The sequence below is a fragment of the Streptomyces jeddahensis genome, assembly GCF_001642995.1.
GTDB lineage: Bacteria > Actinomycetota > Actinomycetes > Streptomycetales > Streptomycetaceae > Streptomyces > Streptomyces jeddahensis.
In genome coordinates this window covers 69,469-95,946 of the sequence record NZ_LOHS01000088.1, presented here as the reverse complement: position 1 = coordinate 95,946, position 26,478 = coordinate 69,469, and the positions used below count along the sequence as shown (strand labels likewise).

The following is a 26,478-nucleotide window of genomic DNA, read 5'->3' as shown; positions in this document are numbered from 1 at the left end:
GTGCCCGGACGACCCTGCACCATGCCCGCCGGCGGCGATGCGCCCGACGGCGATGTACTCGATGCCGGGATTGATGCCGGGCTCCCTAGGGATTCGTCCAGGCGTCCGGGTCCTCGGCGAGGCCCACCACCTCGTCCGGCAGCTTGGCCGCCGCCACCTCGGCGAGGGTGACCTCGCCGAGGATCTTGCGGACGTTGGCGCGTACCGCGATCCACAGCGGCAGGAGGGCCTCCGCCGGTCCGCTGTACGACAGTTCCGGCGGGCGCACGCCCCGTACCGACACCAGCGGGCCGTCCACGACGCGGATCACGTCGGCGATGGCGATCGAGTCCGCCGGACGGGCCAGCCGGTAGCCGCCCTTGCCTCCGCGCTGGCTGGCCACCAGTCCACCCCGGCGCATGTCGCCCAGGATGCCCTCGAGGAACTTGTGCGGGATGCCCTGCGCCGTGGCGATCGCCTCGGCCTTGACCGAGGTGTCGTCCCCCGCCGCGGCCAGCTCCAACGCAGCCCGCACCGCATAGTCCGCCCTCGCCGAGATCCGCATGCCGCGATTATCCGACACCGGTGCGCGGGCGGATCTCGGGGCACGCGTGCGTGGCGGCGGAGGTCCGCCCCTTACATCTGATGCACGCAATCAGGAGGGCAGGACGAAGGGAGGATGTGAACCATTGAGGACGTAGTCCCCGACCTCGCGGAATCTGTGGGCCACGGGCTCGTACAGGGTGTGCGTGCGGGCGTTGCGCCAGAAGCGGTCGAGGCCGTGGCGTGAGGCGGCGGAGTCGGCGCCGATGACGTCCAGGGCGCGTGCGGTGATCTGCTGGGCGGCCCGCGATGCGGCTGCCTCGGCCGCGGTGGCGAGTACGGCGATCTCTGCGCACTCGTCGTCGTCGAGGTCCTCCCCGCGAGCGAGTCCCTGGTCGAGGGCGTCCAGGGCCTGGTCGGCGAGGGCGGACGCAGCGCGCGCGGCCACGGCGAGTTCTCCGTACGCGGTGAGCACGTAGGGGTCCTGGGGCGGGCTGTACGGCTGGGCGTGTGCGTTGACGGGCCTGCTGTACTCGCGGACTTCGGCGAGTACGCCCTCGGCGATGCCTAGGCAGAGCTGTACGGAGACCAGACGTGCGGTGGGTGCGGCGAGGCCGGCGAAGGGCGGCAGAACGCCCTCGTCCGGGGAGAGGGAACCGAGAACGTCATCGTCCGCGACCGGCACGGAGTCGAACCCCACGCTGCCGCCGGCCGCCAGCCGCTGCCCGAACGTCTCCCCGTCGTCGCTGCACACCACGCCCGGTTGGGCGGTATCCACGAGGACGGCCATGGGCTCGCCCGTGTCGGACCGGACGGCGCGGACCGCGAGCCGGTCGGCGACCCTCGCTCCGGTGGGATAGGACTGGTGGCCGTCCAGCAGACAGCCGCTGCCGGTCGCCGTGAGCGTCACATGCGGTTCACGGGCCGCGAAGCCGCCTCCCCAGCACCACTGGCCGGCCGCGGCCTCCCGCTCGACCCGTGCGGACACGTGGGGCCCGGCGAAGAACCGGGCGCTGAACGACAGGAAGTAGTGGCAGCCGAGCAGTTGGCCGATCGCGCCGTCGGCCGTGGCGATGCGCCGGACGACGGCGTAGGCCGTGCGCCAGTCCGCGCCTCCTCCGCCGTGCTCGGCCGGGATCAGCAGCGTCAGCAGTTCCGCCTCCCGCAACCTGGCCACCTCGTCGAACGGTGTTTTGCCGGCCTGTTCGCGGGCGACCGCGTCCATGGCCAGGTCGTCCGCCGCCTCGCGGGCGATGTGCAGCCACCGTGCGCGGTCGGAGCCTTCGTCCGCTTCCCGCTCCCCCACTGCCGTATCCACCACCGTCACGTCCGCTCTCCCCTGGCCGGGCGGCGTGGGCTCGTACAGTTGCCGTCGGTCGGGACCTCCCGGCTCCGGCGCGCGTGCGCGGTGCCGGCGCGGGAAGGCGGCGCAGCAACGCCGGACGGAGCTGGGGCAGTGCCCACTGAGGTCCTCCAAGACTGTCGGCAGGGGTGTGAACACAGCGGCCCGGAGGCTCGAACGCCCGAACTCACCGTGGTCGGAGGCGACTTGGCCTGTACGCGGCCTCCGTGTGCCTCCGTATGCCTCCGTGTGCCTTCGCGGACGGCGTGCGGTGGCGATGCGAATGGCGCCTCTTCGCTGCGGGGCCGCGGAGCGGCCTTGTGCGGGTGCTCGGCGTGCGGCGGACCGGGCAACGAGCGGCCCGCGGGAACGCTTCAGACGCGGCTCGGCACGCGACAGCAGACGGCGCTGACGACGCGACAGCAGGCGGCGCTGGCGACGCGACAGAGGTCGACATGCCTGCGGCGGACGAGCGGCTGCTGCGTGTGGGACATGCACCCATCCTGCTCAGCCCGCAGACCGGCGTCAACGTTTCCCTAGTAAATCGATAGGGAAACTGGGAATCTTGGGTTGGCGTCACGCATACCGGTTACCGTTTCAGGCCGGATAGGCGTGCGTCTGCGTCGCCTTGACGGTGGCCCAGACCTCGGCGCCGGGATGGAGGCCGAGTTCGGCGGCGGCGACAGTGGTGAGGTCGGCGGCGAGGGGAAGGTCGCCGACGAGATCGGCGCGGATCTGGTCGCCGTGGGACTCGAGGCCCGCGACGCTGCACTGCCAGAGGTTGCGGGCGCTGGAGCCGGTGGGGCGGTCGCGGTGGAGGGTGACGGCGCTGGGCGGGAACGCCACGAAGGCGGGGCCCCTGAGCTCTTCGGTGGTGGTGATGACCGGACCGCTGTCGAGCCGGACGCCGTGGCCGTCGGCCAGACCGCGGTAGAGGTTGAGGCCGACCAGGTGCGCGATGTAGTCGGTGCGCGGATGGCGGGCGATGTCCGCCGGGGTTCCGTCCTGCACGGCGCGTCCGTGCTCGATCACGACGAGACGGTCGGCGAGCACCATGGCGTCGAGCGGGTCGTGGGTCACCAGGATCGCGACGGCTTCGAAGTCGGCGAGATGGCGGCGGAGTTGGGCTCGTACGTCGAGCCGGGTGCGGGCGTCGAGGGCCGCGAGCGGTTCGTCGAGCAGGAGCAGGCGCGGGCGGGTCGCCAGGGCGCGGGCGAGGGCGACGCGCTGCGCCTGGCCGCCGGACAGCCGCCGCGGTTTCGCAGTGGCCTGGCCAGCGAGGCCCATCCGCTCCAGCCACTCCGCCGCCTGGGTCCGCGCCTCGGCCTTGGGCACGCCGTGGCAGCGAGGGCCGAAGGCGACGTTGTCGAGGGCGGTGAGATGCGGGAAGAGCAGGTAGTCCTGGAAGACGACGCCGACGGGGCGGGTTTCGGGCGGCGTACGGTCCAGGTCGGTGCCGTCCAGCCGCAGATGGCCACCGGTGAGCGGGGTGAGCCCGGCCAGCGCCCGCAGGGCGGTGGTCTTGCCGGCGCCGTTGGGCCCGAGGAGCGCGACGACCTCGCCGGGTGCGGCGGTCAGCGCCACGTCCAGGCGGAACGTGCCGCGGTCGACGACGAGGCGGGCGTCCAGTCCTTCGTCTGGGCGTACGTCCGTGCGTTCCGTGCGTATGGTCATGGCGTGGTCATCCAGCGGTCGCGCAGTCCGGCGAGGACCGCGATGGACACGGCGAGCAGGACCAGGCTCAGCGTGATCGCCGCGGCCGGGTCGTTCTGCAGGGCGAGGTAGACGGCCAGCGGCATCGTCTGCGTACGGCCGGGGAAGTTGCCCGCGAAGGTGATGGTGGCGCCGAACTCGCCCAGTGCCCGGGCCCAGGCCAGTACGGCGCCGGCCGCGATGCCCGGCGCGATCAGCGGCAGGGTGACGCGGCGGAAGGCGGTGAACCGGGAGGCGCCGAGCGTCGTCGCGGCCTCCTCGTAGCGGGGATCGGCCGCCCGCAGCGTGCCCTCCACGCTGATCACGAGAAACGGCATCGCCACGAACGCCTCCGCCACCACGACCCCCGCCGTCGTGAACGGCAGGCTCACGCCGAACCATGCCTCCAGCCACCGGCCGACCACGCCGTTGCGGCCCAGCGCAAGCAGCAGCGCCACACCGCCCACCACCGGGGGCAGGACGAGAGGGAGCGTCACCAGGGCCCGTACGAAGCCGCGGCCCGGGAAATCGGTGCGGGCCAGCAGCCAGGCCAGCGGTACACCCAGCACGATGCTCACGGCGGTGGCGGCCGTGGCCGCGATCAGAGACAGCCGCAGGGCCTGCCAGACACCCGGAGCGGCCAGCTGCTCGGGCAGACTGCTCCAGGGCGTGCGCAGCACCAACGCGACCAGCGGCAGGAGAAGGAAGGCAAGGCCGAACAGCGCGGGCAGCAGCAGCGGCAACGGTGTCCGGCTGCCGCGCCCGCTCCGGCCCCCGGGCCCGGATCCGGGCCCGGCACGACGCCCGGCCCAGTGGTACGGGCCTCGCGGACCACCCGCGAGGGTGTCGGCCTTGGCCGGACCCTCGCCGGACTGCGCCACGGCGCCGGTCCCTTCGGGGCCCGTGACGGCGCCGGCCCGGCCACGGTCGGCAGGCCTGCCTGGCTCGTCCGGGACGTTCACGGCTTGAGGAACCCCGCTGCGCCGAGGACCCGCTGACCGTCCCCGGACCTCACCAACGCGATGAACTCCTTGGCAGCGGCGGCATTGGGCGCGTCCTTGAGCAGGACGATCGGGTAGCTGTTGACGGCCTCGGCCGACTCCGGGAACTCCACGCCCTCGACCCTGCTGCCCGCCGCCTTCACATCGGTCTTGTACACGACGGCCGCGTCGACCTCCTTCAGCTCCACCTTCGTCAGGGCGCTCTTCACGTCCTGCTCGTAGCTGACCGGGGTGAGCTTCAGTCCGGCGGCGTCGAGGGCCTTCTGCGCGGCCGCACCGCACGGCACCTCCTTGTCGCACAGCGCGACCTTGAGCCTGGAGTCGGTGAGGTCCTTCAGCGAGGAGATCTTCTCCGGGTTGCCGGGCAGGGTGGCGATCTCCAGCTGGTTGCGTACGAAGGTCGCGGGCGTGCCCGAGGCGTCGCCGGCGTCCGTCACGGTCTTCATGGTCGTGTCGCTGGCAGCGGCGAAGACGTCGGCCGGGGCGCCCGAGGTGATCGAGGCCGCCAGCGTGTCGCTGCCGCTGAAATTGAAGGTGACCTTCGTGCCCGGGTGGGCCTTCTCGAACTCCTTGCCCAGGGTGGTGAAGCTCTCCTTCAGCGAGGCGGCCGCGAAGACGGTCACGGTGCCGGACAGCCTCTCCGGCGAGGACGACGAGCCTGCAGAACCGCTGGACGAGCCGGCGGAGGAAGAGCAGCCGCTGAGTGCCAGCAGCACGGCGGCGCCTCCACCCGCCAGCTTCAGCGTCCCCCGATTCCGAAGATGGCCCCTAAGGTTCACGCGGGTACGGCAGGTCAGGCGGATCCGGCGTACGGAACGATTCATCACGGGTCTGCTCCCCCAGGCTCGCTACGGCTCTGGCTCTACGGCCGCTCGACGACCACGTTGGTCGACTTGATCACAGCCACCGCCGGAACGCCCGGCTCGAGCCGCAGCTCCTCGGCCGACTCACGACTGATGATCGACACCACCCGGAACGGCCCGGCCTGGATCTCGACCTGCGCCGACACGTCTCCGAGGATCACGTCGGTGACGATGCCCGAGAAGCGGTTGCGTGCCGAGGATCCGGTGTTCTCGCGCTCGATGCGGTGCAGCTCCCGTGCGAACGCCGCGAGGTCCGCGCCACGGATGATGCGCCGGTCCTGCTCGTCGCGCTCGGCCGGCAGCCTCCCGCTGTCGACCCAGCGCCTGAGGGTGTCGGCACTGACGCCCATCAGGGCGGCGGCGTCTCCGATCCGGTAGCTGTGCATGCGAGGATCATACTGCCGCAGATGCGAGCTGGTAGGCCCCAGCAGCTTCGCAAGAGCCAGGCCATATGCAGAGCGGAGCTGGCACGTGCGGGGTCAGTGCTGGGGTCAGTACACGTCGCGGACGTACCGCTTGTCGGCAGCGAGCTGCTTGAGGTAGGCAGCGGCACCGTCCTCGTCCAGACCGCCGTGGGCGATCGCGATGTCGCGCAGCGCGCGGTCCACGTCCTTCGCCATACGGGACGCGTCGCCGCAGACGTAGAAATGGGCGCCGTCCTGGAGCCAGGACCACAGCTGGGGGCCGTGTTCGCGCATCCGGTCCTGTACGTAGACCTTGGCGCGCTGGTCGCGGGAGAAGGCGGTGTCCAGGCGGGTGAGGGTGCCGTCGTCGAGCAGGGCGGTGAGCTCCTCCTGGTAGTAGAAGTCGGTGGCGCGGTGCTGCTCGCCGAAGAACAGCCAGTTCGGGGCGCGGTGGCCGAGGGCGCGGCGCTCGTCGAGAAACCCGATGAAGGGGGCGACGCCGGTGCCGGGGCCCACCATCACCATCGGCGTCGCGGGGTCGACGGGCGGCCGGAAGTGCGGGGAGCGCTGGACGAAGACGGGTACCGGCGTGCCCGGCTCGGCATCGGCGAGGAAGGGTGAGCAGACGCCCTGCCGGGGGCGGCCGTCGAGGTTCTCGTAGCGCACGACGGAGACCGTCAGGGAGACGAAGTGGGGGTCGACAAGGGGGCTGGACGATATGGAGTAGAGGCGCGGCTGCAGCCGCTTGAGTATCCCGGCCCACTCCTGGGCCGAGGCGCGGACGGCGTACTCGGCGACGACGTCGACGGCCTGGCGGCCCCAGCACCACTGTGCGAGTCCGTCCTTGTTGTCCGGGCGGAGCAGCTTCTTGAGCTCTCGCGGGTCGTGGGTGCGTTCGCTGACGAAGCGCAGCAGGTCGTTGGTGATCCTGGTGATGTCCAGGTGCTGGTGCAGGGCCTCGCCCAAGGGGACCTCGCCGACGCCGCCCACCTCCACGGCGGTGGCGGCGTCGAGTCCGGTGACGGCGAGCCACTCGGTGACAAGATCGGGATGGTTGACGGGGCGTACGCCCAGTGCGTCCCCGGCCGCGTAGATCAGCGGGCTCTCGCTGTCGCGCGTGTCGAAGGTGAACCGCCGGACCTCCTTGCCCGCGCCGGGAAGGCTGAGCAGGCGGTTGCCGGTGAGACGGGCGGTGACCGGCGCGGGCTTTCTGGAGCTCGCGGTGGAGGACGGGGCGAGGACGGGGGCCGATCCGAGGCCCCCGGCAGAGGAGCCAGGAGCGGAGGGGCCCGGAACCGAGGTGCCCGGAGCGGGAGCGGCCGGTGCTCCGGTCAGGGCGGTGAGGACCTGGTCGAGCCAGGCCTGGGCCGAGGGCTCGTAATCGGGTTCGCAGTCGGTGCGCGGAGCGAGGCGCACCGCCCCCAGCTCGTCCAGGCGCTGGTCCAGGCGGCGGCCGTGGCCGCAGAAGTCGTCGTACGACGAGTCGCCGAAGGCGAGCACCGCGTACCGCAGACCGTCCAGGCGCGGGGTGTCGGGCGCGGCCAGGGCGTCCCAGAAGCCGGCGCCGTTGTCGGGAGCGTCGCCGTCGCCGAAGGTGCTGGTGATCAGGAGGACGTCGGCGCCGGGCGGGAGGGCTCGCAGGTCGGTGTCGTCCATGCCGGCCAGGGTCGCCTTGTGGCCGGTCGCGGCGAGCCGCTCGGCGGTGGCCGCGGCGAAGTCCTCGGCGTTGCCAGTCTGCGAGGCCCACAGCACGACGACTTCCCGTACGGGGGTGTGGGGTTCCGCGGTCGTCGCGGGGGCCGTGGTCCGTGAGTACATCCCGGCCAGCACGCCGTTCACCCACAGCGCGTGTTCGGGGCTGAAGGGCGCCCCGGGCGGGAGGACGGGCACGCCGGGGCTGCCGGAATCGATTCCGGCGAGGAAGCCGACCAGGTACTGGCGCTCCTGCGCGGTCAGCACGGGCGGCGGGCCCGGTTCAAGGCCGAAGGCGCTCGCAGCCGAACCGGGCGTGACGGCGGTGGGCACGACGGCCACGGGGCTGACCGCGGAGGGCGTGGCCACGTCGAGCGACACGGGCTCCGCCGGGGCACCCGGCGCCGACGCCACCTTCGTGAGCGACACCGCGCACACCTTCAGCTCCGGCTGGAAGGAGAGCGGGTCCACGGCGTCGCTGGTCACGGCGTTGACGCTCAGGTACTCCCCGAAGAGGTCGTTCCAGTGGAAGGGCGCGAAACAGCACCCGGGCTGCACCCGGTCGGTGACCGCCGCGGGCAGCACGGCTCGGCCGCGCCGCGAAGCGACCTCCACCGAGTCGCCCTCCGCGATGCCCAGTGCCTCAGCGTCCTGCGGATGCAGCTCGACGAACGGCCCGGGGTTGAGCTTGTTGAGCTTCGCCACCTTCCCCGTCTTGGTCAGGGTGTGCCACTGGTGCTGGAGCCGTCCCGTGTTCAGGACGTAAGGGTAGTCGTCGTCCGGCATCTCGGCTGCGGGGATGTGCGGCCTGGCGTAGAACACGGCCCGCCCGCTCGCCGTGGGAAAGACCGGCCCGGCGTCGCCGTCCACGTACCGGATCGGGTTGCGGTCCGGCCCGTCCTCGTCGGGAGCCGGCCACTGCACGGACGTGTCCCGAAGCCGCTCGTACGTGACACCCCGCAGGTCGTAGCCGGTCTTGGGGTTCCAGGCGCGCTTGATCTCCTCGAAGATCTGCTCCGCGCTGTCGTACGAGAATCCCTTCTCGTACCCCATCTCGCAGGCGACGGCCGCGATGATCCGCCAGTCCGCCAGTGCGTCGCCCGGCGCGTCCACCGCCGGCTGGGCCAGGGTGAGGTTGCGCTCGCTGTTGATCAGGACGCCCTCGGTCTCGGTCCACAGGGCGCCGGGCAGGACGACATCGGCGTACGCGTTCGTCTCGGTGTCGGCGAAGACGTCCTGCGTGACGACGAACTCGGCCGCCTCGAGACCCTCGATGACGGTCCTGCGGTTGGCGACGGAGGCGACGGGGTTGGTGCAGATGATCCAGCAGGCCTTGATCTTGCCGTCCGCCATCTGCTGGAACATCTCGACGGTGCCCTTGCCGACGCCGTCCTTCCTGATCGTCCCCGGAGGCAGCTCCCACAGGTCCTCGACGAAGGCGCGCTCGTCGTCCACCAGCACCGATCGCTGACCCGGCAGTCCCGGGCCCATGTAGCCCATCTCGCGGCCGCCCATGGCGTTGGGCTGGCCGGTCAGCGAGAAGGGCCCGCTGCCGGGGCGGCAGATCGCGCCCGTGGCGAGGTGCAGGTTGACCAGGGCGTTGGTGTTCCACGTGCCGTGCGTGGACTGGTTGAGGCCCATGGTCCAGCAGCTCATCCACTCCCCGGCCTCGCCGATGAGCCGAGCCGCCTGACGGATGTCGTCCTCCGGGATTCCGGTGATCTCGGCGACGGCGGAGGGCGGGTAGTCGGCGAGGAACTCCGGCATCGCCTCCCAGCCCTCGGTGTGCGCGGCGATGAACGCCTCGTCCGTGTGCCCGTTCTCGTGCAGCAGGTGCAGCAGGCCGTTGAGCAGGGCCAGGTCGGTCCCTGGCTTGATCTGCAGGAACAGGTCGGCCTTGTCGGCGGTCGCGGTGCGTCGCGGGTCGACCACGATCAGCTTGGCGCCGGCCTTGACCCGGTCCATCATCCGCAGGAAGAGGATGGGGTGGCAGTCGGCCATGTTGGAGCCGATGGCCAGGAAGACGTCGGCGCGGTCGAAGTCCTGGTACGAGCCGGGCGGGCCGTCCGCGCCCAGCGAGAGCTTGTAGCCGGTGCCGGCGCTGGCCATGCACAGGCGCGAGTTCGACTCGATCTGGTTGGTGCGGACGAAGCCCTTGGCCAGCTTGTTCGCCAGGTACTGGGCCTCCAGGCTCATCTGCCCGGAGACGTAGAAGGCGACCGCGTCCGGACCGTGCTCGTCGATGATCGCCCGCAGCCGCCGCGCCGTCTCGCTGATCGCCCCGTCCACGGGGCTGGGCACGGGCTCCTCGTCGCGCCGGTCCCGCACGAGCGCGCTGCCCAGGCGGCCGGGGGCGGTGAGCATGTCGGCCGTGGTGGCGCCCTTGGTGCACAGCCGCCCGAAGTTAGCGGGGTGCGCCTTGTCGCCGTACGCCTTGAGGACCTTCCGCCGCCCGTCGGGGCCCATGCCGATGTCGAGGACCATGCCGCAGCCCACGCCGCAGTACGAGCAGACCGTTCGCACCTGGTCGGTGGTCTCGGTCACGGGCGGCCCCTCTCGTGCGGTTTCTGCACGTCGACCGTACGAAATGCCCGTTACGCCGATGTGACATGAGTGGATCATGAGCGGTTACGCGGTCTGCACAGCGGGGGGCGGGGGTGTGTGAGCGGCCCGGTGGGGCGGCCCCGCGTCAGGCGGCGAAGCCGACGTTCGTGACGTACTCGTACTGGCCCCACTCGGAGCCCAGGTCGACGATCTGGTCGGTCCATGCGTCATCGAGCGCCTGCATGTCGCCTGCCGCCCAGGCCTCGACGATGCGGTCCCAGTGGCGAATGGTGAGGCTGCGGAACTCGACGACCCGCTGGCGTGTGCGGATGACCTGCGACTGGTTGAGGGGGTGAAGTTCGACACGGGTGTCGCCGCGGGCGTTGAGGCGGGCCAGAAGATAGCGCGCGACGTTGCGGCGGCGTACCGCGCGGTAGGCGGTGTCGATCCTCTCCAGGTTCTTCTTCGTCGGGCTGCGCCAGCCCTCGAGCCATGCCTTGAGCGTGCGATCCGTCATGGTCAGGCCCGCCTCGCGGGCCGCGGCGCGGGCGTGGTCGGACCTGGTCAGGTAGTGCAGGCGGGCCATGAGGCCGCGGCGCGTGGTGACGGGCGTGGCGACGAAGCCGGCGAGGGCGTCGAGCTGCCGGGCCACGGCATCGCTGCCCTTGATGCCGCGGGCACCGTACTTGCCGAACTCGATGGTGCGCTCAGGCACGTGCGGTCCCTTCCGTCACCTCGGTGTCGCCGTTCTCGCCGTCGGCCGGCGCCGTCGCCGAGCGGGGGTCCTCGCCGACGCTGTAGACGTCCTTGACCTTCACCTCGGCAACGCCGCGGCCCTCGGCGAAGACCCGCCGCCAGTCGCCGATGACGTGCAGTTCGTCGGTGCCCATCGCGCGCACCACGGTGAGCCCTTCGCCGTGGGCCTTGTACGCCTTCATCCATAGGTTGGCGAAGGCCTGGGAGCGGATGAGGTGCATCCAGTCGGGCCGGTACAGCTCGCGGTTGTAGTTCGACTCCCCCATCGTCGCGACGAACTTGGACTACATCGCCTTCACGTACTCCAGCGTCACCTCGTCCTCGTCGGCGATCGCCCTGTCCCGGGCGTCCTTGAGCGCGACGCGGAACTTCTCCAGCAGGTTCTCCGTCGCGCCGGACGTGAACGACTTCGTGGATCACCGGGGGTTCGCACAGCCCGTACTGCGGGCCGGACAGGCGCAGCAGCAGGCGCAGAGTAGGTTCCGTGACCCACAGCGGGCCGGGTTCGTCGCGGCTGCCCAGCGGGTTGGGCAGGACCGCGTCGTGCTCCCAGTCGGGCGGCGTGATCAGGTGCACGCCGGCGCGGCGGCGGTCGTGGCCGAAGCCGGTGGAGTGCTCCAGCTGACCGATCGGCAGATGGGTCTTGAGCGCGGAGAGATAGGCGCCGTTGATGTCCAACGCCGTCACCTCGTGCCGCCCCGCGGGCAGTTCGGGCCGTGCCCACTTGGGACGGGCCTCCCAGATCTGGTCGGCTCCGCGGGACGTCTGCTTGCGCAGGATGTCCGGGATCCAGGGGTACGCCACGATGTCGTACCGCCCGCCCTTGCGTGTCTCGTCCAGCAGCGCCATCGCGTCCGGGATGGCGCGCTTCACCAGGGCGGCGGTCGCCGCCTCCACGTCTCCGGCGTGCTGGGTGAGCGCCGCCGCGACCGCCTCGCCGATCAGGTCCCGTGTCTCGGAGGCCTCCTGCATCCGGCGGCCGACCGGGATGACCTTGACCGGCTGGCGCCCGGTTCGGCCGCCTCGGTCACCGCCATCGCTTCGAGCCGCTCGGTCGGCCTCATCTGTTCTGTCAGCTCGGTCCGCTCGGTCGGCTCGGTCTGCATGATCTGTTCTGCCTGTTCGGTCAGCTCGGTCCGCTCCCTCGGCTCGGCCCGTTCGGTCGGCCGCCCCGGCGCACTCGGCCGGGTCGAGGTGCTGCGGGAAACCGGCGACCTGATGGGCGGCGGGCTGCCCACACAGGACGCACGGCTGGGGCACCGCCAGCGTCTCGACCTCGTCGCCTGCGTGCTCGTGGCCCCCGTGCTCGTCGGCTCCGGGCTCTGCCTCCGTGGCGTCATGAGCGGCCGAGGGCGCCGCCTCTGCGTCCAGCTTCGCCTGCGCGCCCTCGGCATCCAGCTTTGCCTGCGCGCCCTGCAGGAAGTACGCGTACTTCTCGCGCGTGTCACCGCTGGGGTCCCGTCCCGCCTCCCAGCCGCCCACCGTCGACGGGCTGACCCCGAGCGCCTGCGCCACCTGCGTGCGCGACAGCCCCAGCGCCTCCCGCAGGGCGCGCCGCCGCTCGGGCGCGGGCAGCTCGGCCTCCTGCGGACACCGGCCAGGAGTGCGTCGATCGCCTCGAAGCCCGTCACCGTGCCGCCGCCCCCTTCGTCGCGCCTGAATGACGCCGACGGCCCGGCATCGTACGCGAAGAGCTGCGGCGACGCCTGGCGGGGAGGGATTCGCAGGCCCGGGTGGGGCCGGCCAGCAGGTCGAGCACATCGATGCCGTAGTGCGCGGCGAGCGCGTCGCAGTCGTCCAGGCTCCACGCGGCGCTGCCCGTCTGACGGCGGCTCACCTGGGTCTGGTTGACCCCGAGCGCGGAGGCGAGCTCCGCCTGGGACTCGCCTGTGATCTGCATCAGCGCCGCCACGGTGGCCCGCACGCGCTCGCCCAGTGACATTCCCACGGTCCAGATCCTAGCAAGTGTCATGCGAAAAAGGCCTGAATCTCGCGCAGTTGGCATGGCGCTGTGTCAGCGGTCCGAGTGGCAGCCGGCCCCGTAACGGCCCGTATCCGCGGCACGACGATTCGCCAGCCGCCTCAACCCCAGTCAGCCCGCGACGTCGGCGCACCAGGCGCACCGCAGGCATGATCACCGAATCAGACATATGGTGCATATTGGTTAGTCGGTCGCCCGGGAGGCACCATGTCAGAACGCATCGTGATCGGCTCTCCGCCAGCCCGGCACCGCAGCCAGGAACTCGCCGCCCAGCTCACCGGCGCGGACCGCTGAGGAACGCAGGCCGCGGGCGGGGCCTCGCCCACCAGGGCCAGAGCCCGCCGCACACGGCACACCGTGCAGCGCCCCGGCCATGTCGTCACCGACCCTCTGAACCCGGAAGGAGCGTCATGCAGCCCGCTCTCAGCCCCTCCGCCCTTGCCCGACTGCGCCAGCCGCGGCCGTATCCGGCGGTGTCCCTGCTGATGCCGACACACCGCCGGGAGCCGGACAGGACCCAGGACCCCGTCCGCCTGCGCAATCTGCTGGCCGACGCGAAGAAGCAGCTGGAGGCCGACCCCGCCGTCACCCGGGAGCGGCGGAACGACGTCATCCAGCAGCTCGAGAGGGCCACGGCGGACCTCGACCTGGTCCACGCCGAGGACGGCTTGGTGATCTTCGCCGCGCCCGGCGAGCACGAGGTGTGGTACTTGGGCCGCTCCGTGCCCGAGCGTGTCGTGCTCTCCGACACCTATCTGACCCGCAACCTCGTCGCCGCGCGGGCAGCCGAGCGCACGTTCTGGCTGCTGGCCGTCTCGGCCGACCGCGTCACGCTGTGGAACGGCGGCCCGGACCGCGTCGTCGAGGAGCGCAGGGCCGGCTTCCCGCTGACCCGGAGCCTTCAGGACCCGGACGCCGAGCCGCGCGGCCAGCAGCAGATCGGCGACGTGCCGAGCACCTTCCGTGACGAGGCGTCGCGCCTGTGGCTGCGGGACGCCGACAACGCACTCGGCCGCGTCCTGGACGCCGAGCCGCGACCGCTGTACATCACCGGCGAAACGGCGGCGCTCGCCCTGCTCCGCGAGGCCGGCACGGCAGCCAGGAACGCCACCGCCATCCCGCACGGCGGGCTCGCACACGGCACCCCCGAAGCGGTGTGGCAGGCGATCCAGCCGGTCATCGCCGCCGAGGAGGAGAAGGAGGTCGCCTCCGTGCTGGCGGACCTGGAGAAGGCCCGCGGCCGGAAGGAGTTCGCCGCCGGTGTCGACGAGGTCTGGCAGGAGGCGAACGCCGGCCGGCTCCGCCTGCTCGCCGTCGAGGAGAACTACCGCCTCACGGTCCGCGACGACGGCGACCATCTGATCCCGGCCGAGAGCACTGATCTGGACGCCCGCGACGACATCATCGACGAGATCGTCGAGCAGGCCCTGGAAACCGGCGCCGATGTCCGCTTCGTCCCGGACGGCACGCTCGACGAGACACAGCACATCGCCGGCGCCCTGCGGTACTGAGCCCAGCGGCGCCCACGGGAGGAGCACCTGTCTGGGCCGTGCCCGGCGGCGAGTATGAAGTGAGGCGCCCTGCCCGGCATCGGGCAGGGCGCCTCAACAGGCCCGCAGGCCCGCGCGTGCGGTCACCGGGTTCACCGGGTCATTCGGTGTCCGGCAGCATGTACCAGAACTCCACCTCCGCAAGATTGCAGCGCCCGTTGTGCCCGTCGTAGATGCGGATCCTCTGGTACGAGGCACGCTCGGCGAGCTTCACCTCGTACCATCGGGCAGCCGAGACGCCGCTGATGGTGTGCAGATCCGTCCAGGTCTGCCCGCCGTCGTTCGAGCCGCGGAAGACGGTGCCGTTGGAGCGGAGGATCTTGTCCGCCGCGTCCGAGCGCGGATAGAAGCGGATCCGGTCGACCGTGACCGGGCCCTTGCCACCGGCGTCGATGTCGATCCAGCTCTCGCTCGCCAGCGTGTCGGTGTACGTGGCGGTGTTGCCGTCGAACGCCTTCCAGCCGTTGGACGCCGTGGTGCCCGTCCCCGGCCACACGATGGTGGACGCCGCGACCATCTCCTGGGTGACCGCGAACTTCCGCAGCAGGGTCTCTACGGGGACCAGCAGCCCGTACGCCGCGTAGACGTCGTCGATGAGCTTGTCCTGGTCGGCCCCGGACTCGCCGCCTGCCTTCTCGATGCGGTCGATCTCGGCGGTGAAGGCCGCGTAGCTCTTCTTCGTCCATTCGGCCGGATCGGTCCTTCGGGCGCGGGTGAGCACCTGCGCGAGCGTCTCGGCGACGGCGACGGCCGGTTCGGTGCTCTCCCTGGTGCCACCGCCGACGAGAGCCGCGGTCACCCTGTAGTACCGCTGGCCGTGCCGGAACCCCTCGTCCTTGTGGGAGTAGTCGCGGGTGCCCTCGGCGACCGTCTCCCACTGCTCGCCGTCGCTCGACCGGGCGAGCGTGAACGCCAGGGCGTCCTCGGGCTTGTTCCAGCGGACGGTGACGGTGTCGGCATCCCGGTCGACGGACACGAGCACGACGTCGGCGGGAATCCGGTCCAGGGCCACCTTGGCGAAGGTGGCGTCACCGGTGGCGGCAAGCCCGGCGTGGAGGCCGTACGGGAAGGGCGTGAAGAGCGTCCCGACGGTCGCCCAGGTCTGACCGTCGGCCGAGGCCTGGGCCAGCACCCGGTGCGTGGCGAAGTCCCTCACGAGGCGGAGATACGGGGTGGCGGCGAGCGTCTGCCCGTCCAGCTTCCTGGTGATCGGTGAGCGCTTGTCGTCTTGCCAGTCGTGACGGCTGTCGCGGGTGCGGTTCTGCAGGACGAGGTCGCCGTCGGCGTCGGCGCCGAAGTACAAGTGGCGCGTGTCGGGGTGGATCCTGTCGCGCAGCATCAGGCCTGTGAGCGGCCCGCGGGCGGCATCGATCCGGGCCGTGAGTGTGAAGCTTCCGGTCGAGGGCCGGCTCACGTAGTGCAGCTCGTCCTCGATGGCGCGCTCCAGAACCTGGTAGTCGTCCCCGTCGCCGAGCCCATCACCATGGGCCCCGAGGACGCTGACCGTGGTGCCGCGGACGACGGCGCTTCCGGCGCGTGCCGTGCCGAGGGCGTCGTCGCGCCAGTCGGTGCCCTTGAGTCCCGGGGTGGTGGGCGCCTCGAGTGCCGCGGGAACGGCGTGGGACGTCCAGCCGGGTCCGGAGGCGTTCACGGCGGTGACGGTGTAGTAGTACGTCTCGCCGGCGTGTGCCGACTTGTCGTCGAAGTGGCGGCCGGTGACCTTGGGGGCGATCAGCGCGTAGGGGCCGTTCTTCCGGATGGCCCGGCGCACCTGGTAGTGGTCGGCGCCCGGGGTGGTCTGCCACGCGACGGTGACGGCTCCGTCGCCGGGCAGCGCCTGCACGAAGTCGACGTGCGCGGGGAGCAGTTCCCTCTGCCCGGTGGCGGAGAGCCTGAGCACCAGACCGGTCTTCGGGCCGATCTCCACCGCGCCTTCAGTGACCGGGAGTTCCTTGCCCGTGACAAGGTCGAGCACGGTGGAACCGGTGTGGTCGGCGGGCAGGTCGACGGTGAAGCTCCGCTCGTTGCCGTAGGCCTTGCGTGTGGTGTTGAAGACGAAGAGGTAGCGGCCGTAGCGGGCGGTCAGCAGATCCGGGTAGCCGGAGTAAGCGTGGTCGGCCTCGAAGTTCTCGCGCCGCACCGTGCCGACGCCGGGCTGGTAGGTGATGGGCGCGATCTCGCCGGCGAGCGCCTGCGGGGCCGTGCCGTCCCCGGTCTGCTGGTCCTCCATGAAGTCGACGTCGATGTTGTCCATGCGGGCCCAGTAGTCCTCGTACTGGAACAGCCCGTTGGTGTCGATCTGCACGATGTGGTCGCGGTTCGCGTGCCGGACGTGCAGGCGGCCGTTGCGGGCGAAGCCGCGCTGTCGCTCGTTGAGGTGGCCCCAGATGTGCGTGTCCCCGTCGCGCAGCGACACGAACATGCAGTCCACGTCGACCCAGGCGAAGCGCTCGTAGTCGGCCACCTTCACGCCCAGCGCCGACAGTTCGGCGGAGGTGTAGTACGCGAAGTCGGTGTGCGGGTGGACGATGCCGGTGGGCTCGTGCGCCTTCAGATACGCCCATGTCTCGGCGAGTTCGAGGTCGTACTTGTTCTTCGACCTCACCGAGGAGAAGGTGCTGAAGTACTGGTGGTCGGCGATCTGCTGCTGGGCGAAGCCGACGGCCTCGCGTGCGTAGGTGCGGGTGGTCTTCCACTCGTCGCCCGCGTACCGGTCGGCGTGCTCGGCCATGTGCCGGGCCAGCGAGACGTAGTGGAGGATCTTGCCCTCGGAGATCCGGAGCACATAGCCGGGGAAGCCGGGGTAGTTGGTGTTGCGCTCGTCGATCACCATCTCCATGCGCATGAACCGCTTGAGGTTGTCGTCGAGGTCGGTCATGCGGGCGTGGGAGCGGGCGTGCAGGTTGCGCAGCGCGATCTCGAGGATGCGGTCGTTGAGCTCCTCGTCGCCCTCGTGGCCCCAGGTGCGGTGGAACCACTCGGGCAGGTAATTGGTGGCCTCGCCATAGTTGGCGACATAGCCGTTCTCGCGGGTGTGCCCGGCCTCGGTCATCGTGGTGTAGTGCGTGCCGAGCGGCAGCCTGCGCACGACGTTGCCGTCCTTGTCGAGCTTGGACTTCGCCAGGCCCTTGATGACGTACTTGATGTAGTCGTCGGTCCAGCGGGCCGTGGTGTCGTGGTAGAAGAGCGAGTGGAAGAGGTCCAGATCCTGGCCGTCCGGCCCGACGAGGACCTCCTCGCCGAGGAAGGGCTCCCACCCGAGGGACTCCCCCACGATGCGGTGGCTGCGCGCCTTGCCCTCGTAGAACGTGGAGCCGATGACCCGCAGCCCCTCGTGGGCCTCCCAGGCGCCCTCGTACGTGTACATCACCTGGTTGTAGATGTACGACAGGCGGGAGCGGGCGTAGTCGAAGTTGGCCTTGAGGACGCGTTCCCAGGCGCCGCGGCGGGTCAGCGGTCCGCCGTCCCAGCCGACGTCCTTCAGGGACGTCTCGCCCTCCTGGGTGCCCGTCGTGAACGGCTCCTCCAGGAACGTCTCGAAGGCCTCGCGCCCGTAGACATCGTTGTCGGCGATGACGTTCTCGACCAGGTACAGCGCCTGCCCGAGCGCCCCGTAGTAACCGCCCCAGTCGCCCTGGTGGCCGCCGCGGGCCAGCAGCTTGGTGTTGCCGTAGTAGTCCTTGGTGTGGTTGTCGACGCACTTGAAGATCCGCACCAGGGCGGCCTTCTTCTCGGCGGCGGTCTTCGCCGGGCACCAGGAGGCCCGCGCCAGCGCGCCCGCGTAGAAGAACAGCTCCTCCACGTACCGGACGATCGACAGGTTGCCGGACGCGGAGCCGTCGACCTTCGCCGACAGGGAGGTGAAGAGTTTCACCTGGTCGGCGACGTACCCGTCGACGAGCGCCTGCTTCGCCGCGTCGTCGATGTCGGCGACGGTGTCCGTCGGCGGCGTGAAGTCCGCCTGCGGGTCGTCGCTCAGGTCGAGGTATGCGCCGATGTGCGTGTAAGCGCGGTAGTAGCCGCGGGAGTCGGCGGTTACCTTGTTGCTGAAGCCGCCGTCGTAGGTGCGCAGGGTGATCTCGGCCTGGGACTGTCCCCGCGTGTGCTCCAGGGGCAGCATGATCGTCGCGTAGAAGAAGCGGCCGGGGAGGGGGCGGCTGGTGCCGGTGTTGAGGGCCTCGTAGTCGCCGGAGCGGCGGTAGCCGATCTGCTCGCCGTTGATGTACGCGATGGTCTTGTACGTGGAGGTGTCGCCGCCCCAGAACTTCACGGTGAGGTGGTTCTGGTGGACCGGGTCGACCTTGAGCGTGAAGCGGAGGTCGCCGCCCTTGATGCCCGGCGTTGCGAGGGGCTTGGCGACGCGGGCCTTGTCGCCCGCGTTGCCGTCCACGACCGCGGTGTCCGGGCCGTCGAAGCCGTGGGCGGCCTCGGAGTCCGGGTCCCCGAAGTCGATCATGCCGAGGCGTCTCGCGCCCTCGGGGGCCGCCTCGGAATCGGCGGCGTAAGCCGGCTCGGCGGCCGTCCAGGACCAGCCGGTCAACGCCAGGCTGCCGGTGCCGGCGGCTGCTGTGGCCAGGACGGATCTTCGGGTGACAGGCATGCGGGATCCTCGCGGCAGAAGGGGACAGGGGCAACGGGGAAGACAGCGGACGGGTGGGAAGGCAGCTCTTGCGGCTCTTGCGGCCCTGATAGAAATCGGTCTCTGTGGAAGCTAGAAGTGCGGGCGCCGTTGGGCAAGATGGCGTACCCGAAAATCTTCCGCTGCCGGGCGACTTCCCCGGAACCGTCCGAGATAGCGAACCAGGGAACCGATTTCTACGAGGCCGCGGGCCGCGAGCTGACACGGACCGCTTGCGCGTCCGATGCGCCCCGCCTGTGAAGGGCGCACGGCTCTGTGAACGTACCTGTGAACGTCTCAGTACCTGTGAACGTCAGTAATCGACGAGGCTCTGCTCGGCCCAGATCGTCTTGCCCGCGGACGTCTGGCGCGTCCCCCATGCCTGGGTGAGCTGCGCGACCAGGAGCAGGCCGCGCCCGCCCTCGTCGAAGACGCGGGCGCGGCGCAGGTGCGGAGCGGCGCTGTTGGCGTCCGACACCTCGCAGATCAGTGTGCGGTCGTGGATCAGGCGCAGCTGGATGGGCGAGGCGCCGTAGCGGATGGCGTTGGTGACGAGTTCACTGACCACCAGCTCGGTGACGTACGCCGCCGCCTCGCCGACGCCCCACGTCGCCAGCTGACCGGCGACGAGCGAGCGCGCCTCGGAGACCACGGCGGGCTCGGAGGGGAGCGTCCAGGTGGCGACCTGGTCCGCGGTCAGGGCCCGGGTGCGGACGGTGAGCAGTGCGACGTCGTCGGCGGGGCGGTCGGACAGCAGGGCCTTGAGCGCCGACTCGCACGTGGCCTCGAGGGAGGGAGCCGGTTCCGCGAGAGCGCGCAGAAGTTCGTTCAGGCGGACTCCGAGGTCGGCATCGCGGGATTCGATGAGCCCGTCGGTGTAGAGCGCGAGCAGGCTGCCCTCGGGCAGTTCGACCTCCGTCGACTCGAACGGCATGCCGCCGAGCCCCAGGGGCGGCCCCGCGGGCATGCGGATGTAGCGGGCCGTGCCGTCCGGTGTGACGAGGGCGGGTTCGGGGTGGCCCGCACGGGCGAGGGTGCAGCGGCGGGAGACCGGGTCGTAGACCGCGTACAGGCATGAGGCGCCGATGTCGCCGCGGGCGCCGTTCGGCTCCTGTTCGGCATTGAGGCGGCTGACCACGTCGTCCAGGTGGGTCAGGAGTTCGTCCGGCGGCAGGTCGACGTCGGCGAGGGTGCGTACGGCGGTGCGCAGCAGGCCCATCGTCGCGGAGGCGTGGATGCCGTGGCCGACCACGTCGCCGACGACGAGGGCGACCCGGGTGCCCGACAGCGGGATGACGTCGAACCAGTCGCCGCCGACGCCGATCTGGGGGCCTGCGGGCAGGTAGCGGGATGCGACCTCGACGGCGGCCTGGGGCGGCAGATGCCCCGGAAGCAGACTGCGCTGGAGCGTGACGGCCGTGCTGCGCTCGCGGGTGTAGCGACGGGCGTTGTCGATGCAGACGGCGGCTCGCGCCGCGACCTCCTCGGCGAGGAACAGGTCGTCGTCGTCGAAGGGGAGCGGCTGCTCGTGGCGCATGAAGAGCAGGAGCCCGAGGGTCGTGCCCCGCGCGCGCAGCGGCACACTCATCAGCGAGTGGATGCCGTACCGGCGGACGCTCGCCTCGCGCTTCCGGCTGGCGTGGAGCCAGGCCTGGATCTCGGGATCACCGGTGTAGTGCCGCGTGGCGCGGCCGGTGACCAGGCAGCGGGCCAGCGGTGAGATGGCCGGATACTCGTGCGCCTCTCCCGATGCCACGACCGATTCGGGGTATCCCTCGAGGACCGACTCCTGGGCCATGCGGATCAGCGTGACCGTGCCGTCCGGCGGAGGAATCGCGCCCGGCGGCTCCAGCTCCTGTTCCAGCAGGTCGACGGTCGCGAAGTCGGCGAGCATCGGAACCACCAGCTGCACCGTCTCCAAGGCGGTGCGGTGCACGTCCAGACTTCCGCCGATGCGGGTGCTGGCCTCGTTGAGCACCGTGAGCCGCCGCCGGGCCCGGTACTGCTCGGTGACGTCGAAGAGAGCGGTGGACGCCGCGCGCACCTGTCCGGCCGGGTCCTTCAGCGGCGAGATCACCGTGGTCCACGCGCGGACCTGGGTCTCCGGCGGCACGCGGTCCAGGATCTCCTCCATGGACGGCTCGCCCGTCCGCAACGCGAGATCGAGCGCTCTGTCGAGGCGCTCGGCCGTGCGGCTGGCCGAGGCGATGTCCGGAGCCCTCAGGCCGCGCATCTGCTCCTCGGAGCGACCCAGGATCCGTGTCATCTCGCTGTTCGCCCGGATCATCCGCCGTTCGCCGTCGTGGAGGGTCATGGCGATCGGGGACTGGTTGAAGACCCATTCCAGGAGTTCGGCGACATCGTCGGATGTGGTCGGCTGCGCCGGTCGCCGCAGGGTGAGGAACCACTGCGGGCGGCCCTCCCCGTCCAGCAGCGGCACACCCCGCAGGCACATGTCCAGACGGCGGCCGTCGCGGTGCACCAGGGTGACCGACTGGGTCCACTCGGTGGCCTGCCCGGCCGCCGGGAACCCGGCCATGGCGGCCTCGCGGTCCTCCGCGTCGATCAGCCCGGCCAGCGGCCGGCCGACGACATCCGCCGGCGCATGACCCAGCAGCCGCTGGGCCCCGGGGCTCCAGGCCGTGACGTTCCCCTGCGCATCGACGGCGACGGACACCGTTTCCGGACCGGCCGTCCGCTGCTCCTCGTCGTGCCGCCCTGTCATACGAGGGCCCATCTCGTATCGCCGATCTTTCCTCGATGTGCTCCGGTCCAGGCACCAACCACGCGCCACCAACACCAACACTCGGCACTAACCATGCTGCCTCGACACCGCGGGATCGGCCGCTCGGCTGCGTTGTTCCGGGCGTCCGTGCGGGGGTGGCGCGATCTCAGACGGCCCAGGGAGCGCGCGAGAGAGCGGTGCTGGCCCGACCTTCGCTTGCTGCTCTGGCAAGGAATTTTGTCAGCGTTGGCTTGCGTCGGCGCCGCGGCTGCGGGGGGGGTGCGCGCCGCGGCGGCGATCAACGCCGATCTGGGCGCCGGGGAGACGCGCCGGGCCGTGGCGGGCGCATCTCGCCCCGTCGTCGGCCCGGATGCGGAGTCGCACCCTGTTGTCGCCCCGGTTGGGGAGTGACAAGCGGGTGAAGAGGTTCCGGCGGCCGCCGCCCCGGCGGCCCGTCCGGGCCCGCGCACCCCTGCCGTCAGGCTGATTCCCGCTTGACCAGCTCCGTCGGGAGTATCACCGCGGACGGATCCTCCCCGCCGATCTGCGCGAGCAGCACCCGCACCATCTCGGCGCTGATGCGGTCCCAGGGCTGGCGGATCGTGGTGAGGGCGGGGCTGGTCGCCGTGGCCGCGGGCGAGTCGTCGAAGCCGCCGACCGCGACGTCCTCCGGCACGCGCCGGCCCGCCCGCTGCAGCGCGCTGAGCGCACCCTGGGCCATGAGGTCGGAGGCGACGAACAGCGCGTCCAGGCCGGGTACGCGTGAGAGGAGCTCGGCCGCTCCGGCCTCACCTCCGGCCCGGCTGTAGTCGCCGGTGACGATGAGGCGTTCGTCGACCTCGACGCCCGACTCACCGAGCACCTCGCGGTAGCCGGCGAGGCGTTCGACGCCGCCCGGGGTGTCGAGCGGGCCGGTGATCATGCCGATGCGCCGGCGGCCCAGCGACAGCAGATGCCGGACCATGTCGCGCGCGCCGTCCCGGTCGTCCGCGGCGACGTAACTCACCTTCGACGCCTGCCCGATGGGCTTGCCGCAGGCCACCAGCGGGACCCCGGCGTCGCGCAGTTCGGCGGCGACCGGGTCGCCGGAGTGGCTGGAGACCAGCAGCACGCCGTCGACATGGCCGGCCGTGATGTACCGGCTGATCCGCCGCCGCTCGTCCTCCGTGCCCGCGATCATGAGCAGCAGCGGGATGTCGTGCGCGGCGAGCGCCTGCGTACAACCGCGCAGCAGCACGTTGAAGTTGGGGTCCTCGAAGAACTTCTCCTGCGGCTCCGTGAGCAGGAAGCCCACGGAGTCCGAACGGCCCGTGATCAGCGACCGGGCGTGCCGGTTGACGACGTACCCGGTCTTGCGGATCGCGGCGTTGACCGCCTCCTGCGCGGCAGGGCTGACGTAGTGCCCGCCGTTGAGAACGCGGGACACCGTGCCCCGCGAGACTCCCGCCTCGCGGGCCACGTCATGGATCGTCGGCGGCCTGCGCCTGCCCCCGCCCTGGTTGCTCATGGTCATGACTTTACGGCGCCGGACAGCAGGTCGAGGCTCCAGAAGCGCTGGATGACCAGGAACAGCGCGATGAGCGGCACGACCGCGAGCAGCGCACCGGTGATGACCAGGGTGTACAGCACCGGAGTGTTGGAGCCCTGTTCGAGGAGCGTGAACAGCCCGAGCGTGATCGGGAACTTCTCGTCGTCGCTGAGCATGATGTACGGCAGCAGGAAGTTGTTCCAGATCGCCACGAACTGGAACAGGAAGACCGTCACCAGTCCGGGGATCATCATCGGCAGCGCGATCCGGCTGAAGATCCGCCACTCGCTGGCGCTGTCCATACGGCCCGCCTCCACCACATCGCTCGGCACGGCCGCAGCCGTGTAGATCCGGGCGAGATACACCCCGTACGGGGAGAGGATCAGCGGCAGCAGAACGGACGCGTAGGTGTCGGTGAGGTCCACCTTGGCCAGCAGCAGGTACTGCGGCACGGCGAGGATGACCGGGGGCATCAGCACCCCGGCGAGCAGGATGTTGAAGATGGTCTCGCGGCCGCGGAAGCGGTAAATGGCGAGGGCGTACCCGCTGACCGCCGAGACGGCCGTGGACAGGAGGGCGCCGAGGCCCGCATACAGCGCGGAGTTGCCCATCCACTTCCAGTACACGCCGCCGCGGTACGCCGACAGGTCCTTGACGTTGTCGGCGAATCCGGTGCCCGGCAGGAACGTGAACGTGGAGAACAGCTCACGGCCCGACTTGGTGGAGGCGACCACCACCCAGGCCACGGGCAGCAAGCAGTAGAGCGCCCCCAGGAGCAGGGTGACGGTCGGGACGAGGGCGATACGGCGGCGCCGTGGCGGCCCCTGGACGGTGCCGGGGGTCGTGCCGGCGGCCGGTGCGGCCTTGCGCAGAGCGACAGAGCTCATCGTGCTTCCTCCTGCTTGTTACGGGAGTTCGCGGCGCGCAGGAAGCCGAAGGACAGGACGAGCGTGACGACGGCGATGATCACGGCGGTGGCGGCCGCCGAGTACGTGTCGCCCTTGCCGAACGCGTCCTGGTACACCTTCATGAGCGGACTCCACGTGGTGGAGAGGGAGTTGGTGAGGGGCCGGAGGGTGGTCGGCTCGCTGAACACCTGCAGCGTGGCGATGATCGAGAAGAAGAAGGTCAGCACCAGCGAGGGCGCCACCATCGGGATCTTGATCCGCAGCGCGATCTGCAATTGCGAGCAGCCGTCCAGCCTGGCCGCCTCGTACACCTCGGCCGGGATCGCCCGCAGCGAGGTGTAGATGACGATCATGTTGAAGCCTGTGCCGCCCCAGACGGCGATGTTCGACAGGGAGAGGTACAGCGGCCCGCCGTCCAGCAGGTCGGGCTGCGGCAGCCCCAGCTTGTCGAGGACGAAGTGGAAGGGGCTGAGGTCCGGCAGGTACAGGAAGCCCCACAGGAGTGCGGCGATGACGCCGGGGATGGCGTACGGCAGGAAGATCGCGAGCCGGCTGAAGGGGGCGAGCCGTACCCGGTCGGTGTCCAGCATCAGCGCGAAGAGCAGGGCGAGGCCGAGCATCACCGGGACGACGATGGCACCGTAGCCGAGGACGCGCAGGGCGCCGTCGAGGAGTTCCGGGTCGGAGAGCGCGTCGGCGTAGTTGCCGAGGCCCGCCCAGGTCTCCTGGCGGGCGCCCTTGCCCAGGCCGAGGCCCTTGACCTCGATCTTGTGCAGGCTGAGCCACAGCGCGTACCCGATGGGGAGCGCGAAGAACAGGGCGAAGAGCAGGGTTGCCGGGAGGAGGAAGAGGTACGGGGCGCCCTTCACCCCGTACGTCTTCCGGCGTGCGCTGGTCACTCAGCGACCTCGAAGCCCTGCTTCTTGAGGTCCGCGACGGTGGCGTCCTGCATGGTCGTCAGGGCGGCGCCGAAGTCGGACTTGTTCTTGGCAGCCTTGCCGAAGGCGTCCTTGAAGGTGGTGTAGGCGACGTTCACGTTCGGGCCCCATGCGGCGGGCGCGGTGTTCTTCGCGATCTCGGCGGCCTCGGTGTAGAAGTCGGGCTGGTTCGAGAAGAACTCTGGGGCCTGGGACAGTGCGTCACCGGTCTGAGCGGCGGTGGCGGCCGGGTAGATGCCGCCCTCCTTCACGAGCGCGGCCAGCGCCTCGGGGTCGGTGTTGAGCCAGGTGGAGAACTTGGCCGCGGCTGCCTTGTTCTTGCTGTCGTTGGTGACGGCGATGGTGGATCCGCCCCAGCTGCCGGTCACCGACTCGCCCTCGGTCCACTGCGGAAGCGGCGCCATGGCCCACTTGCCCTTGGTGTCGGGGGCCGCGGTGGTGAGGGTGCCGGGCGCCCAGACCGCGCTCACCCAGGCGATCTGCTTGCCGGTGTTGAGCGCCTTGTTCCAGGCCGGGGTGTACATCGGCTGGTTGTCGATGGCGTCCTCCTCGACGAGGCCGCCCCAGAAGTCGGCGACCTTCTGCGTCGCGGCGTCGTCGATGCCGACCTTCCACTTGTCGCCGTCGACGGTCCACCACTTGGCGCCGGCCTGCTGTGCGAGTCCGGCGAACAGACCGGAGTCGTTGGCGGAGAACGTGGTGAGGTCCTTGCCTGGGTCCTTCTTCTTCAGCTGGCGGGCGGTCTCGGCGAACTCGTCCCAGGTCTTCGGGACCTCGAGCCCGTACTTCTTGAAGAGGTCCTCGCGGTAGTAGAAGGCCATCGGCGCGGAGTCCTGCGGGATCGCGTAGACGGCGTCCGAGCCGAGCGTCACCTGCTGCCAGATGCCGGGGGCGAACTCCTTGTCGACCCCCTCGACCTCGCCGGATATGTCGGCGAGCACGTCGTTGCTCACGAGGGTCGCCAGGGCCTGGTACTCGGCCTGGACCAGGTCGGGGGCCTTGCCCGCCTTGGCCGCGGTGAGGATCTTGGTGACGAGCGTGTCACCGGACGCCTGCTTCTTGACCACGACCTTGATCTGCGCCTTCTTGCCCGGACCCTTGTTCCAGATGTCCGCGACCTTGTCCATCCCCGGCGCCCAGGTCCAGTACGTCAGCGAGACCGGCCCTGACTGGGCCTCCTCGCTGTCGTCGTCGGAGGAGCCGCAGGCGGCGAGCGTGGACGCACCGAGAGCGACGGCGACGGCGGTGGCAGCGGCTGGACGGAGCCGGCGGCGCAACGTGAACGGCATGGATGTATCTCCCCTGACCTGGGTCTCCACCTGCTGCGGAGACCTGCCATGCTTCTGTGAGCGTTCACAGTAGAGAAACATCCAGGACACTTGTCAATGGTTGTTGCTGTGCGGTTATGTTTGAC

17 protein-coding genes and 1 pseudogene are annotated in these 26,478 nt (G+C 70.7%); 1 reads left to right on the top strand and 17 read right to left on the bottom strand.

Annotated features, from left to right (window positions below):
* Positions 1-85: 85 nt before the first annotated feature.
* The 11 genes and pseudogenes from STSP_RS19565 to STSP_RS19520 form a co-directional block, all read right to left on the bottom strand.
* Entirely contained in the window at positions 86-544 is a 459-nt protein-coding gene (locus STSP_RS19565) for an RrF2 family transcriptional regulator (protein ID WP_067279600.1), read from the bottom strand.
* 90 nt (positions 545-634) lie between these two features.
* On the bottom strand, positions 635-1,849 hold the full coding sequence (locus STSP_RS19560; protein WP_067279597.1) for an acyl-CoA dehydrogenase family protein: 1,215 nt from the start codon (positions 1,847-1,849) through the stop codon (positions 635-637).
* A 389-nt stretch (positions 1,850-2,238) separates the two neighbouring features.
* Complete coding sequence (locus STSP_RS41260) at positions 2,239-2,358, bottom strand: putative leader peptide (RefSeq protein WP_408646331.1); 120 nt, start codon at positions 2,356-2,358, stop codon at positions 2,239-2,241.
* Between the two features lie 103 nt (positions 2,359-2,461).
* Entirely contained in the window at positions 2,462-3,538 is a 1,077-nt protein-coding gene (locus STSP_RS19555) for an ABC transporter ATP-binding protein (protein ID WP_078067324.1), read from the bottom strand.
* Complete coding sequence (locus STSP_RS19550) at positions 3,535-4,437, bottom strand: ABC transporter permease (RefSeq protein WP_067279795.1); 903 nt, start codon at positions 4,435-4,437, stop codon at positions 3,535-3,537. Before STSP_RS19550 ends, STSP_RS19555 begins: the two co-directional genes overlap by 4 nt.
* A gap of 77 nt (positions 4,438-4,514) precedes the next feature.
* Positions 4,515-5,384 (bottom strand): molybdate ABC transporter substrate-binding protein, encoded by an 870-nt coding sequence (gene modA, locus STSP_RS19545; RefSeq protein ID WP_408646330.1) that lies wholly within the window; start codon positions 5,382-5,384, stop codon positions 4,515-4,517.
* A 35-nt stretch (positions 5,385-5,419) separates the two neighbouring features.
* Complete coding sequence (locus tag STSP_RS19540; protein ID WP_198547389.1) at positions 5,420-5,806, bottom strand: TOBE domain-containing protein; 387 nt, start codon at positions 5,804-5,806, stop codon at positions 5,420-5,422.
* Positions 5,807-5,911: 105 nt separating this feature from the next.
* Positions 5,912-10,000 carry a molybdopterin-dependent oxidoreductase gene (locus tag STSP_RS19535; protein WP_232789725.1) on the bottom strand — a complete coding sequence of 1,363 codons (4,089 nt, stop codon included), beginning with the start codon at positions 9,998-10,000 and terminating at the stop codon, positions 5,912-5,914.
* 205 nt (positions 10,001-10,205) lie between these two features.
* Positions 10,206-10,775 carry a hypothetical protein gene (locus STSP_RS19530; RefSeq protein ID WP_067279593.1) on the bottom strand — a complete coding sequence of 190 codons (570 nt, stop codon included), beginning with the start codon at positions 10,773-10,775 and terminating at the stop codon, positions 10,206-10,208.
* A pseudogene (locus tag STSP_RS19525) lies at positions 10,768-12,447 on the bottom strand (helix-turn-helix domain-containing protein). The gene STSP_RS19530 and the pseudogene STSP_RS19525 overlap by 8 nt, the downstream one beginning before the upstream one ends.
* Positions 12,444-12,764 (bottom strand): helix-turn-helix transcriptional regulator, encoded by a 321-nt coding sequence (locus STSP_RS19520; RefSeq protein WP_078067322.1) that lies wholly within the window; start codon positions 12,762-12,764, stop codon positions 12,444-12,446. Before STSP_RS19520 ends, STSP_RS19525 begins: the two are co-directional and overlap by 4 nt.
* A 443-nt stretch (positions 12,765-13,207) precedes the next feature.
* Here STSP_RS19520 and STSP_RS19515 point away from each other — a divergent pair, with 443 nt between their 5' ends.
* A complete protein-coding gene (locus STSP_RS19515; RefSeq protein ID WP_067279587.1) occupies positions 13,208-14,308 on the top strand; it encodes a baeRF3 domain-containing protein in 1,101 nt (366 codons plus the stop codon).
* 139 nt (positions 14,309-14,447) lie between these two features.
* On the opposite strand, the gene STSP_RS19510 is transcribed toward STSP_RS19515, so the two are convergent.
* The 6 genes from STSP_RS19510 to STSP_RS19485 all read right to left on the bottom strand — a co-directional run bounded on the left by STSP_RS19510 (position 14,448) and on the right by STSP_RS19485 (position 26,353).
* Positions 14,448-18,947, bottom strand: coding sequence for a galactose-binding domain-containing protein (locus tag STSP_RS19510; RefSeq protein ID WP_067279586.1), 4,500 nt, complete (start codon positions 18,945-18,947; stop codon positions 14,448-14,450).
* A gap of 331 nt (positions 18,948-19,278) precedes the next feature.
* Positions 19,279-21,690 carry a SpoIIE family protein phosphatase gene (locus STSP_RS19505; protein ID WP_067279583.1) on the bottom strand — a complete coding sequence of 804 codons (2,412 nt, stop codon included), beginning with the start codon at positions 21,688-21,690 and terminating at the stop codon, positions 19,279-19,281.
* A 478-nt stretch (positions 21,691-22,168) separates the two neighbouring features.
* Positions 22,169-23,203, bottom strand: a complete 1,035-nt coding sequence (locus tag STSP_RS19500) for a LacI family DNA-binding transcriptional regulator (protein WP_067279579.1) — start codon at positions 23,201-23,203, stop codon at positions 22,169-22,171.
* Positions 23,200-24,105 carry a carbohydrate ABC transporter permease gene (locus STSP_RS19495; protein WP_067279576.1) on the bottom strand — a complete coding sequence of 302 codons (906 nt, stop codon included), beginning with the start codon at positions 24,103-24,105 and terminating at the stop codon, positions 23,200-23,202. The genes STSP_RS19500 and STSP_RS19495 overlap by 4 nt, the downstream gene beginning before the upstream one ends.
* The gene (locus STSP_RS19490; RefSeq protein ID WP_067279573.1) at positions 24,102-25,025 is read right to left on the bottom strand and encodes a carbohydrate ABC transporter permease; all 924 of its coding nucleotides are present in this window, start codon (positions 25,023-25,025) and stop codon (positions 24,102-24,104) included. The genes STSP_RS19495 and STSP_RS19490 overlap by 4 nt, the downstream gene beginning before the upstream one ends.
* Positions 25,022-26,353: an extracellular solute-binding protein gene (locus STSP_RS19485; RefSeq protein WP_067279570.1), complete on the bottom strand. Its 1,332-nt coding sequence runs from the start codon at positions 26,351-26,353 to the stop codon at positions 25,022-25,024. The genes STSP_RS19490 and STSP_RS19485 overlap by 4 nt, the downstream gene beginning before the upstream one ends.
* Positions 26,354-26,478 lie beyond the last annotated feature (125 nt).